This window comes from Actinomadura geliboluensis (assembly GCF_005889745.1).
Lineage (GTDB): Bacteria > Actinomycetota > Actinomycetes > Streptosporangiales > Streptosporangiaceae > Spirillospora > Spirillospora geliboluensis.
This window is the reverse complement of the sequence record NZ_VCKZ01000287.1, coordinates 1-11,986: the sequence shown is the minus strand read 5'-3', so window position 1 is coordinate 11,986 and position 11,986 is coordinate 1. Positions and strand designations below refer to the sequence as shown.

The 11,986-nt window shown below is 72.8% G+C and carries 6 protein-coding genes; 4 read left to right on the top strand and 2 right to left on the bottom strand.

The genetic code is table 11. From position 1 onward, the window contains the following. Positions 1–1,540, bottom strand: a 1,540-nt coding sequence (locus ETD96_RS30945) for a DHA2 family efflux MFS transporter permease subunit (RefSeq protein ID WP_240808352.1), incomplete at its 3' end; no start/stop codon positions are given. Positions 1,541–1,868: 328 nt separating this feature from the next. Here ETD96_RS30945 and ETD96_RS30940 point away from each other — a divergent pair. Together ETD96_RS30940 and ccrA are read left to right on the top strand one after the other, a co-directional pair. Continuing rightward, positions 1,869–8,366, top strand: a complete 6,498-nt coding sequence (locus ETD96_RS30940; RefSeq protein ID WP_138640024.1) for a type I polyketide synthase — start codon at positions 1,869–1,871, stop codon at positions 8,364–8,366. A 46-nt stretch (positions 8,367–8,412) separates the two neighbouring features. Beyond that, the gene (gene ccrA / locus ETD96_RS30935; protein ID WP_138640023.1) at positions 8,413–9,747 is read left to right on the top strand and encodes a crotonyl-CoA carboxylase/reductase; all 1,335 of its coding nucleotides are present in this window, start codon (positions 8,413–8,415) and stop codon (positions 9,745–9,747) included. 46 nt (positions 9,748–9,793) lie between these two features. Here the strand turns inward: ccrA and ETD96_RS30930 are convergent, their stop codons facing one another. After that, complete coding sequence (locus ETD96_RS30930) at positions 9,794–10,318, bottom strand: MarR family winged helix-turn-helix transcriptional regulator (protein ID WP_240808351.1); 525 nt, start codon at positions 10,316–10,318, stop codon at positions 9,794–9,796. Between the two features lie 101 nt (positions 10,319–10,419). On the opposite strand from ETD96_RS30930, the gene ETD96_RS30925 reads away from it, so the two are divergent. Together ETD96_RS30925 and ETD96_RS30920 are read left to right on the top strand one after the other, a co-directional pair. Next, the gene (locus tag ETD96_RS30925) at positions 10,420–10,809 is read left to right on the top strand and encodes a VOC family protein (RefSeq protein WP_138640022.1); all 390 of its coding nucleotides are present in this window, start codon (positions 10,420–10,422) and stop codon (positions 10,807–10,809) included. Then, a partial coding sequence (locus ETD96_RS30920; protein ID WP_171069308.1) for an MFS transporter occupies positions 10,806–11,986 on the top strand: 1,181 nt, incomplete at its 3' end. The genes ETD96_RS30925 and ETD96_RS30920, both read left to right, overlap by 4 nt.

Genomic DNA, 11,986 nt, shown 5'->3' with positions numbered 1-11,986 from the left:
CCTCCCAGGTGAGGGGAAGCGGGAGGGGCGCGCCGGGCGGCGCGGCGGTCGCGACGGCGACGGGTTCGGCGAGCGGCGCCGCGAGAGGATCGGGCGCGGGCCCGACCAGGGCCGGGATCGGGTCGCGCGGCGTCGCGGCCGGGTCGAACTTCGGGGTGTCGGGGATGACCGGCGAGGTCTTGCCGTGCTTCGGCCCGAGCCAGCCGCGCCGGCTGGGCAGCGTGATCCCGCTGATCAGGCCGCCGATGAGGACGAGCACGGCGCCGAGGATGAGCCCGGAGGAGGTGCCCGCGCGGAACGTCTCCAGCTCGGCGGCGCTGGCGCCCTGGTCCGGGACGTGGTGGACGAGCAGCCCGACGATCGCGATGCCGAACGCGCCGGACGCCTCGCGGATCACGTTGATGACGCCGCTCGCGACCCCGGCCCGCTTCTCCGGGACGGCCTTGAGCACGTACATCACCAGGGGCATGCCGAGCGCGGCGCCGACGCCGACGAGCATGACGCCGGGCATCAGGTCGGCGTAGCCGTCGCCGACCTGGAGCATGGAGAACAGCACCATGCCGAGGCCCATCAGGGCCATCCCGACGCCGATCGCCGGGCGCGGGCCGAGCTTGGCGGCCATCAGGAACGCCAGCGGGGTCAGCAGGATGATCGCGATGGCGGGCGGCAGCATGACCAGGCCCGCCTCGGGCGGCGAGAAGCCGAGGAAGCGCTGCAGGAACGGCTGCGAGTAGAACATCATGCCGTTGAAGCCGATGCCGTAGAGCATCTGCGACAGCAGCCCGCCGGTGAACACCCGGTTGCGGAAGAACCGCAGGTCGATCATCGGGTCGGGGGCCCAGCTCTCCACCACGATGAAGCAGACCAGCGCGATCACGCCGAGGGCGAAGACGCTGAGCACGGACGGGTCGCCCCAGCCGCGCTTGTTGCCGACCTCCAGCGCGTAGATGAACGCGAACAGCATGGTCGCGGAGATCAGCACGCCGGGCAGGTCGATGCGGGCGTGCGTGTTCTCGCCCTTCCCGGTGAGGGTGACGAGGCCGAGCAGGATCACCAGGATGCCGGGCACGATGTTGATCAGGAAGATCCAGCCCCAGTGCCAGTGCTGGACGATGATCCCGCCGATGGTGGGGCCGAGCGCGGTCGCGCCGGACGCGGCGCCGATGAAGATGATGTTGCCGATGGAGCGCTGCTTGTCGGTGCGCCCGACGGTGACCATGACCTGCGTGGCGGGCAGCGCGAGCGCGGCGCCGGCGCCCTGCACGATGCGGGCGAGGATCAGCACCTCGGAGGTCTGCGCCAGGCCGCACACGGCGGACGCTGCGGTGAACACGACCATGCCGGTGGTGAACGTCACCCGGCAGCCGAAGACGTCGGTGAGCCGCCCGCCCGTGATCATCAGGCAGGAGAACATCAGGATGTACCCGGTGGCGACCCAGTCCTTGGCCGAGGACGACATGTCGAGGTCGTCCATGATCGTGGGCAGCGCCGTGAAGACCACCGTGTTGTCCATGGTGGTCATGAACGCGCTGACGGCCACCACCGCCAGTGCCCATCGGTACCGGCCCCGGGTCAAGAGTCCGTACGGCGGGGGTCCCCGGACCGCCGGGAAATCCGCCGCTTCCCCCTAAAAGCAGTCGTCGCTATTGTTACTATTGGTTGGCGCTCCGTTACTCAGCCCTGACATCTGCCGGGCGAACTCAACTATCCCATCAGGCCACATTGGTTACTGCCGAGTCTTGTCATCACCGTGACAAGACCTCGATGAGAAAAGTGGTCTGGGTGCGCATCGTGAGCCGGTCAGTGTGGGACAAAGTGGTCCCTCCGCTTCGATGAACGATCCCGGTTTCATGGGGGGAACCCACCGCATGCAGAGCAACGATCGTTCCGGAGCCGCGCGGGAGACCCCGCAGGACGAGACTCGGATCACTGGGAATTCGATTCGCCGGCATCTGATCGAGCAGATCGCGCGCCGCTCCCGGACCACCGCCGCCGACATCGACCCCGACCGTCCGCTGGAGGAGTTCGGGCTGGCGTCCCGGGACGCGGTCGCGATCGCCGGCGAGCTGGAGCAGCTGCTCGGCCGGTCCCTGCCGGCGACGCTCGTCTGGGAGCACCCCACGATCAACAAGCTCTCCGTCGCGCTGGCCGGCGGCGCCCCCGCCGCCCCCGCCGCGCCGGTGCCGGCGCCCGCCCGGGGGGCCGCGAACGATGAGCCGATCGCCGTCGTCGGCATCGGCTGCCGCTTCCCCGGCGGCGACCGCGACCTGACCGGCCCCGCCGACTACTGGCGCTTCCTGACCGGGCGCGGCGACGCGATCCGCGAGGTGCCGGACGGCCGCTGGGACCCGTTCGACGACGGCTCCCCCGAGGTCGGCGACCTGCTCGGCAGGACGACCCGGCTCGGCGGGTTCCTCGACGACCTCGCCGGGTTCGACGCGCAGTTCTTCGGCATCACGCCGCGCGAGGCCGCCGTCATGGACCCGCAGCAGCGGCTCGTCCTGGAAGTGGCGTGGGAGGCGTTCGAGCACGCGGGCATCGGCCCGGCGTCGCTGCGCGGCAGCCGCACCGGCGTGTTCGTCGGGGTGTCGGCGCCGGAGTACGCGGCGTTCACCGCCTCCGACCTGGCGTCGCTGGAGCCGTTCACGGCGACCGGTGCCGCGCTCAGCATCATCGCGAACCGGCTGTCGTACCTGCTCGACCTGCGCGGCCCCAGCATGATCGTCGACACGGCGTGCTCGTCGTCGCTGGTGTCCACGCATCTCGCCGTGCAGGCGCTGCGCAGCGGCGAGGCGGACGTGGCGCTCGCGGGCGGGGTGAACCTGCTGCTGTCGCCGACCGTCACGATGACGTTCGACCTCGCCGGCGGGACGGCGGCGGACGGGCACTGCAAGGCGTTCGACGCGTCCGCCGACGGCATGGTCCGCGCGGAGGGCTGCGGCGCCGTCGTGTTGAAGCGGCTGTCGGACGCGCAGCGCGACGGCGACCGGATCCTCGCGGTCGTGCGGGGCTCCGGCGTCAACTCCGACGGCCGCTCGAACGGCCTCGTCGCGCCGAACTCCGACGCGCAGCGCGCCCTGCTCCGCGACGTGTACGCGGGCGCGGGCATCGACACGCGGGAGGTCGACTACGTCGAGGCGCACGGGACGGGCACGTTCCTCGGCGATCCGATCGAGGCGAAGGCGGTCGGCGAGGTCCTCGGCGCGGGACGCGACGCCGCCGCGCCGCTGCTGCTCGGCTCCGCGAAGTCGAACCTCGGCCACATGGAGTCGGCGGCGGGCATCGCCGGGCTCATCAAGGCCGTCCTCGCGCTGCACCACCGGGTCATCCCGGCCAGCGCGCACTACAAGGAGCCGAACCCGCACATCCCGTTCGACGAACTGCACCTGTCGGTCGTCGCGGACGAGACCCCGTGGCCCGAGAGGGGCCACCCGGCGCGCGCGGGCGTGTCCGGGTTCGGCTTCGGCGGGACGAACGCGCACGTCATCCTGGAGGAGGCGCCCGCGCAGGAGACGACCGTGCAGCCGGCCGTCGTCCGGACGTTCCCGCTGTCCGACACGAGCGACGACCGCGTCCGCGACCACGCGGCACTGCTGGCCGAGTGGCTCTCGGACCGCGACGACGTGAAGCTCGCCGACGTCGCCCGCACCCTGCACCGTCGCGCCGGCCGCGGCCGGGCCCGCGCCGCCGTCTCCGCCCGCGACCGCGCCGGGTTCGTCGAAGGGCTGACCGCTCTCGCCGAAGGACGTCCCCACCCCGGTGTCGTCACGGGTTCGGCGCTCGGCGTTCCCGGCCGTCCGGTGTGGGTCTTCTCCGGGTACGGCGCGCAGCGCGCGGGCATGGCGCAGCGCCTCCTTGAGGAGGAGCCCGCGTTCGCCGAGGCGATCGACGACCTCGACGGCCTCTTCGCCGAGGAGGGCGGCCCCGACCTGTGGTCGCTGCTCGAAGAGGGCCGCAAGCCGGACGGCCCCGCCGACGCCATGCCGGTGCTGTTCGCGATCCAGCTCGGGCTGGCCCGCATGTGGAAGTCGTACGGCGTCACGCCGGGCGCGGTCGTCGGCCACTCGATGGGCGAGGTCGCGGCGGCCGTCGTCGCCGGGGCGCTCACGACCGAGGACGGCGTCCGCGTGATCTGCCGCCGGTCCCGGCTGCTGACGCGGCTCGTCGGCGGCGGCGCGATGGCGGTGCTCGGCGCGTCCGCCGAGGAGGTCGCGCGGCTCGCGGACGGCCTGCCCGAGGTGTACGCGGCCGTCCACTCGTCCCCGAAGCAGACGGTCGTGACCGGCGACGCCGACCAGGTCGCCGAGGTCGTGAAGCGCGCCGAGGCCGAGGGGCGGCTCGCCCGGATGGTGCAGGCCGAGGGCGCCGGGCACTCCCCGCAGGTCGACCCGCTGCTGCCCGAGCTGCGCGAACTCCTCGCCGAGGTCGGCGCGGAGCGCGGCACCCCGCTCGCCGACGACATCAAGCTCTACACCACTGCCCTCGACGACCCGCGCACCTACCTCGGCTCCGACGCGGCGCTCGGCGTCGACCACTGGGCCGCGAACCTGCGCAACGCGGTGCGGCTCACCGACGCCGTGTCCGCCGCCGCCGAGGACGGCTTCCGGACGTTCGTCGAGGTCAACGCGCACCCGATCCTCGCCCACGCGGTCGGCGAGACCCTCGAAGGGACGGGCGCGCTCGTCACCCACACGCTCAAGCGCGCCCGCAAGGGCGAGGAGACCGACGACACGCTGACGTTCCACGCGCAGCTCGCGACCCTCGCCGCCCACGGCCTCAAGGTCGCCGTCCCGGCGGACGGGGGCGTCGTCGACGTCCCGCAGTCGCCGTGGCGGCACGAGCGGCACTGGGTCGACCTGTCGTCCCGCGCGTCCGGCAGGAGCGACGAGCACCCGCTGCTCGGCGCGCACGTCGAGCTGCCCGGCGAGGACCGGCACGCCTGGCGCGCCGACGTCGGCACGGCCGCGCAGCCGTGGCTGGACGGCCTGGCCGTGCACGGCCTGCGCGCGCTGCCGGTCGCCGCGTTCGCGGAGATGGCGCTCGCCGCCGGCGCGACCGCGCTCGGCACCGAGGACGTCCGCGTCAACAGCCTGTGGATGGAGCGGCCGCTCGCGCTCGCCGACCACACCACCGTCACCACCACGTTCACCGAGGCCGAGCAGCGGGTGGAGATCCACGCGCTGACCCCGGCGGGCACCTGGGCGCGGCTGGCCAGCGCGGACGTCGGCGACGACCACCGCGGGCCGGCGGCGCCCGAGCCGGGCCCGGCCACCGAGGTCGCGGGCGCCGAGCGCGGCAGCCGCCACTACCGGCTGCACCCGGAGGTCTTCGACCGCTGCCTGTCCGTCCTGTCGGACGAGGCGGCGCTGTCGGACGGGGCGGCGAACGGCGAGGGCGGCGTCTGGCTGGCCGAGACCATCGGCAGCCTCCGCGTGCACGGCCCGACGCATCGCGGCGGCCACGTGCAGGCCAGCGTCGTCCGCGACGAGGAGGGCGTGACCGGCGCGGTCACGCTCCTGTCGGCGGACGGCGACGTCCTCGCCGAGGCGACCGGCATCGTCCTGCGCCGCGTCGAGCGGCCCGACGTCCCGGTGCCCCTCGAAGACAAGCTGGTCGAGCTGATCTGGGACGAGTCGCCCCTGCCCGGCGATGCCGAGGCGGCGGACGGCGGCACGTGGCTCGTCCTGTCCGACGAGGACGACGCGCTCGCCGCCGCGACGGCCGCCGGCCTGGAGGAGCGCGGCAAGCGGGTCATCCGGCACCGCGTGACGAACCGACCGCCGGACGACCACCCCGCCATGGCGGAGCCGGTCGAGGGCGTCGTGCTCGTCCCGTCCGCCGACCTGGTCGACGAGGAGCTTGTGCTCGCCACGGTCGGGGTGAGCCGTTCGCTGCCGGACGGCCCGCGCCTCTACGTCGCGACCCGCAACGCCCTCCCGCTGCACGGCGCGGCGGGCTTGCCGGGCCACGGGTTCATCAGCGCGATCACGCGCGTCCTGGCGTTCGAGCGGACCGTCCAGCGCGCCACCCACGTGGACGTCGACCGTCCGCAGGACCTCGTCGCGGAACTGCTCGCCGCCGACGGCTCCCGCGAGGTCGCCTGGCGCGGCGGCACCCGGTACACGGCGCGCCTCGGGCAGGCCGCGCTGCCCGCCGCCCCGGCGAAGCGCAAGCGGATCGTCCGGCGCGGCGGCGCCTACATCATCACCGGCGGCTACGGCGGGATCGGCCTGGTCACCGCGCGGCTGCTGGCCGAGCGCGGTGCCGGGCGCATCGTCCTGTCCGGGCGGAGCGGCCCCGACGCCGACGCCGAGAAGGTGATCGCGCGGCTGCGCGAGGACGGCGTGGACGTCGGTGTCGTCCTCGGTGACATCGCCGCGCCCGGCACCGCCGAGCGGCTGGTCAGGGTCGCGAGGGAGGGCGGCAAGCGGCTGTACGGCATCGTGCACGGCGCGGGCGCCATCGACGACCGGCTGATCGCCGACCTCGGCCCCGACGATCTCCACAGGGTGTGGACGGCGAAGGTCGAGGGCGCACGCCGGCTCAGCGAGGCGGTCGGGGACCTCGACCTCGACTGGCTCGTCATGCACTCGTCGGCCGCCGCGCTGCTCGGCTCGCCCGGCCAGGGCGCCTACGCCGCCGCGAACGCCGCGATCGACGCGCTGACGGCCCACCGCCGCGCCCACGGGCTGCCCGGCACCACCATCAACTGGGGCACCTGGTCGCAGGTCGGCGGCGCCGCCGACGCGTCGGTCACCGTCATCGACCCGATCAGCCCGGCGGAGGGCGCGGAGGCGCTCGAAGCGCTGCTCGTCCACGACCTCCCGGCGGCGGGCGTGCTGCGCTTCGACCCGGCGACGGCCGTCGGGCTGTTCCCCGAGATCCGGAACATGCCGTACTTCGCCGCGCTGACCGAGGCGGCGGACGCGGCCGGGGGCGACGCCGCCGGCGATTGGCCCGGGGTGGAGGCGCTCAAGGACCTCGACCCCGCCACCGCCCGCGCGATGATCGCCGCGCAGGTCAGGCACCGGATCGCGGCCGTCCTCGGCTTCGACCCGCAGCGCCTCGACCCGGCCGTCCCGCTCACCGACCTCGGCCTGGACTCGCTCGTCGCCGTCCGGATCAAGAGCGGTGTCGAGCACGACCTCGGGCTGACCGTCCCGGCGTCGGTGCTGCTGCAGGGCGCCAGCGTCAACGTGTTCGAGGAGTGGGCGGCGGGCGAGCTCGGCCTCGCCGGCGCCCCGGCCCCCACCGCCGTGTCGAACGCCGAGTCCGGCTACGTCATGCCGCGCGACGCCGCCGAGCGGCTCGCGGTCCGCATCATCGAGGACGTCCTCGGCCTCGACCGCGTCGGCGTCACCGCCGACTTCTTCGCCGAGCTCGGCGGCCAGGACCACCAGGCCGACGAGGTCGTGGCCCGCGTCTGCGCCGAACTCGGCGCCGAGGTCACCCGCGGCGAGCTGTTCGAGGTCCCGACCGCCGAGAACGTCGCCGAGTTCATCCGGGCCGCCGACGAGGAGGCCGCGCGGCAGACCGTCCGGCCGTTGAAGACCTCGGGCACCCGGCGGCCGATCTTCATCGCGCACCCGGCGGGCGGCACCACCGCCTGCTACCGCCAGCTCATCGACCTGCTCGGCTACGACCAGCCGGTGTACGGGCTGGAGCGGTTCGAGGACGCGCCGTCGGTCGAGGAGCGCGCCGCCCGCTACGTCCGGCACCTCCTCGAAGCGCAGCCCGAGGGCGCGTTCCGGCTCGGCGGCTGGTCGTTCGGCGGCGTCCTCGCCTACGAGACCGCCCGCCAGCTCGCCGCGGCCGGACGCGAGGTCGAGTTCGTCGCGCTGTTCGACGCGGGCCTGCCGCTGCCGGTGGACGACGAGTCCGACACCCTCGCCCGCCGCTTCGCCGCCTTCGCCGACTACATCAACGAGACGTACGGCCTGGAGGTCGCCCTCACCTACGAGGAGCTGTCCGGCCTGGACGAGGAGGCCCAGTTCGCGCTCGTCATGGAGCGCGCGGCCCCGCTCGTGGACCACATCCCCCCGGCGGCCCTCACCCACCAGCTCACATCGCACCAGGACACCCGTTCCCTGGAGGCGTACCAGCCCGAGCCGTACGACGGCCGGGTCATCCTGTACTACGCGCCCGAGGAGACCCCCTGGGCCGTCCGGGACGCCCGCTATGTGCTCGACGGGACCAATGGTTTCGGCGGGCTCTGCTCCGACCTGGAGATCGTCACGATCCCCGGGGTGCACCACCTCAACCTGCTGGACCCGCCCGGTGTGGAGGCTCTCGCCGCGCACCTGGAGGGCAGGCTGGCCGGACGGCGGGAGCGCGACGCCGTCCTCACGTCCACAACGGCCCGCTGAGGGCCGGCTCACCCCCCTGAACCCCGTCGTTCCACGGAGGACACCCATGGCCCAGTCCGGCTCGTCCCACGCCCTGCTCGACGCCGTCCGCTCCGGTGCGAGCGGCCCCGAGCTGCAGGAGATCGACCTGCCGACGCGCTTTCGCGCCGCGTTCACCCGCAAGGACGAGGTGGGGATCTTCGAGGGCCAGACCGACAAGGACGTGCGCCGCTCCCTGCACGTCGGCGAGGTCGAGATGCCCGAGCTGGCGCCCGACGAGTGCGTGGTCGCGGTGATGTCCGCCGCGATCAACTTCAACACCGTCTGGTCGGCGATCTTCGAGCCGGTGCCGACGTTCGCGTTCCTGGAGAAGTTCGGCCGGCAGGGCTGGTACGGCGCCCGGCACGACCTGCCGTACCACATCCTCGGCTCGGACGGCTCCGGCGTCGTCGTCCGCACCGGCGCGGGCGTGAAGCACTGGAAGGTCGGCGACAAGGTCGTGCTGTCCCCGTCGTACGTGGACGAGGAGGACCACGGCTCCTACGACGACGGCATGATGTCGGAGACCCAGCTCGCCTGGGGCTTCGAGACGAACTTCGGGTCGCTCGGCGAGTACTGCATCGTCAAGGCGAACCAGCTGATCCGCAAGCCCGCGCACCTCACCTGGGAGGAGGCGGGCTCCAACACGCTGTGCGCCGCCACCGCCTACCGGATGCTCGTCGGCACCCACGGCGCCCGGATGAAGCAGGGCGACGTCGTGCTGATCTGGGGCGCGACCGGTGGGCTCGGCTCGTTCGCGACGCAGCTCGTCAAGAACGGCGGCGGCATCCCCGTCGGCGTCGTGTCGTCGGACGAGAAGGCCGACATCGTCCGGGCGCAGGGCTGCGAGCACGTCATCAACCGCAACGAGCTGAACCTCGGCGAGCAGGGCCTGCGCCACCCGAAGGCGGGCCGCGTCCTCGGCGAGGCGATCCGGAGCCTCGTCGGCGAGGACCCCGGCATCGTGTTCGAGTACCTCGGCCGCGAGACGTTCGGCGCGTCCGTCTACGTCGCCAAGCGCGGCGGCAAGATCGTCACCTGCGGCTCGTCCACCGGCTACAAGCACGAGTACGACAACCGGTTCCTGTGGATGCGGCTGAAGAGCATCATCGGCTCGCACGGCTTCAACTACCACGAGGCCGCCGAGGTGAACCGGCTGTTCAGCCTCGGCATGATCCACCCGACGCTGTCGAAGTCGTTCCCGCTGGAGGAGGCCGGGGAGGCGACCCGCGCCGTCCAGACCAACCAGCACATCGGCAAGGTCGCCGTCCTGTGCGGCGCCGAGAAGGAGGGCCAGGGCGTGGACGACCCGATCCTCCGCGAGAAGATCGGCGAGGAGAAGCTGAACCTCTACCGCCGCTGACGTTCACTCGGAAGGGACGGGCCCGGTTCGCCGGGCCCGTCCTTTTTCATGCCTCGTCCGCCGGCGCGGCGTCGTCGGCTCCGTCGCCGAGGCCGAGCAGCAGGGTGCGCAGCAGCCCGGCGAGGGCCTCCTGCTCATACGGACCGAGCGCGGCGAGGATGCGCCGCTCGTTCTCCAGGTGGGCGGAGACGGCCCGGTCGATCAGTTCGCGGCCTTCGGGGGTGAGCGCGACGACGACCGTGCGCCGGTTCGCGGGATCGACGTCGCGCGTGACGTAGCCCTTCGCCACGAGCCGGTCGAGCCGGTTGGTGACGGCGCCGGACGTCACCATCGAGGAGCGCGCCAGCGCGCCCGCGGTCATGCCGCCGGGCGCGCCCGCGCGCCGCAGCGTGGCGAGGACGTCGAACTCGCCGCGCTCCAGCCCGAACTCGGCGAACAGCGCCTTGAGTTCGCGTTCGGCGATCCGCGTCACCCGGGACAGGCGGCCGAGCACGCCCATCGGGGACGCGTCCAGGTCCGGGCGGGCGCGGGCCCACTGCTCCAGGACGAGGTCGAGGGCGTCGCGCGTCACCTGAACTCCTCAACGTTGAAGTGTTTGACGCAAAGCTATCACCTCGCCTACAGTCCTTAGCGTTGAAGATTTCAACGTTAAAAGGTCACTTGGAGGAGGCCATGGTGCGCGTCACGGCCCTCGACCACCTGGTGCTCAACGTGCGGGACGTCGAGCGGGCGCTGGAGTTCTACACGGGCCCGCTCGGGCTCCAGCCGGAGCGCGTCGACGAATGGCGGGCCGGGCAGGCGGGCTTCCCGACCGTCCGGATCAACGAGTCCACGATCATCGACCTGCTGGACGCCCCGCGCGACGGGACGAACGTCCACCACTTCTGCCTCGCCGTCGAACCCCTGGACTGGCAGGAGCTGATCGACTCCGGCGAGTTCACCGTCATCAAGGGCCCGGTCGACCGGTTCGGCGCCCGCGGCATGGCGCGCTCGGTCTACGTCGAAGACCCCGACGGCAACGCCATCGAGCTGCGCTGGTACCCCGAGGACGCGGAGGGATGAGCACCATGACCGAGCACAGCCCCGCACGGGCCTGGCTGGGCGTCGCCGCCATCACGGCGAGCCTCTTCGTCTTCCTCACCACGGAGCTGATGCCCGTCGGCCTGCTCACCCCGCTGAGCGAGAGCCTGGACATCTCCGTCGGCATCGCCGGTCTGATGGTGACCCTCTACGGCGTCTCCGCCGGCCTCGCCGTGACGTTCATCGTGGCGTGGACGCGGCGCGTCAACCGGCGCGTCCTCCTGTCCACCCTGCTGGTGGTGCTCGCCCTGGGCAACCTGATCACGGCCGTCGCGCCGAACTACCCGGCGGTGCTGGCGACACGGCTCATCATGGGCTTCGCGAGCGGCGTGTTCTGGGCGATCGGCGTGAGCATGGCGATGCGGCTCGTCCCGGAACGCCACGCGAGCCGCGCGGCCGCCGTCGTGATGTCCGGCATCTCGATCGCCACCGTCGTCGGCGTCCCCCTCGGGACAATCCTGGAAGACCTCACCAGTTGGCGGACCACGTTCCTCATCTGGGCGGGCCTCAGCCTGCTCGTCCTCCTCGCCGTGGCCGCCGTCCTGCCGTCCCTGCCGTCGGCGAACGCGGTGTCGGTCCGGGAGGTCTTCGGCCTGCCGCGCCACAACGCCCGGCTGCGCCTCGTCCTCACCGCCGTCGTCCTGTTCGTCCTCGGCCACTTCGGCGCCTACACCTTCGTGCGCCCGTTCCTGGAGGACACCGCGTCCGCCTCGGCCGTCTTCATCACCGTCGTCCTGATGCTCTTCGGCCTCGGCGGCGCGGTCGGCAACTTCATCGCCGGTTACACGGTGAACAAGAGCCTGCGGGGCAGCTTCATCGTCGGCTCCGTGGGCCTCGTGGCGTCCCTTCTCCTCCTGCTGGCGATCGGCGGAGGTAGGACGGGCGCCGTCATCGCGCTGATCCTCTGGGGCGTCTCGTTCGGCGTCGTGCAGCTCTCCCAGGTCAACATGACCCTGGCCGCCGCACCGGAGACCTTCGAGGCCGCGATGTCGCTCAACACGATGGCCTACAACACCTCCATCGCCCTGGGCGCCCTCTTCGGCGGCCTGTTCGCCGACCACCTCGGCGTCACGAACATCGCCTGGTTCGGCGTGATCCTGACGGCCGCCGCCCTCCTCCTCGTCGCCGGCACAGGAGGCCGCACGACCCGCCCGTCCCC

Coding starts and splice junctions, on each gene's coding strand:
- ETD96_RS30940 (WP_138640024.1), top strand. CDS start 1,869: ATGCAGAGCAACGATCGTTCCGGAGCCGCGCGGGAGACCCCGCAGGAC.
- ccrA (WP_138640023.1), top strand. CDS start 8,413: ATGGCCCAGTCCGGCTCGTCCCACGCCCTGCTCGACGCCGTCCGCTCC.
- ETD96_RS30925 (WP_138640022.1), top strand. CDS start 10,420: ATGGTGCGCGTCACGGCCCTCGACCACCTGGTGCTCAACGTGCGGGAC.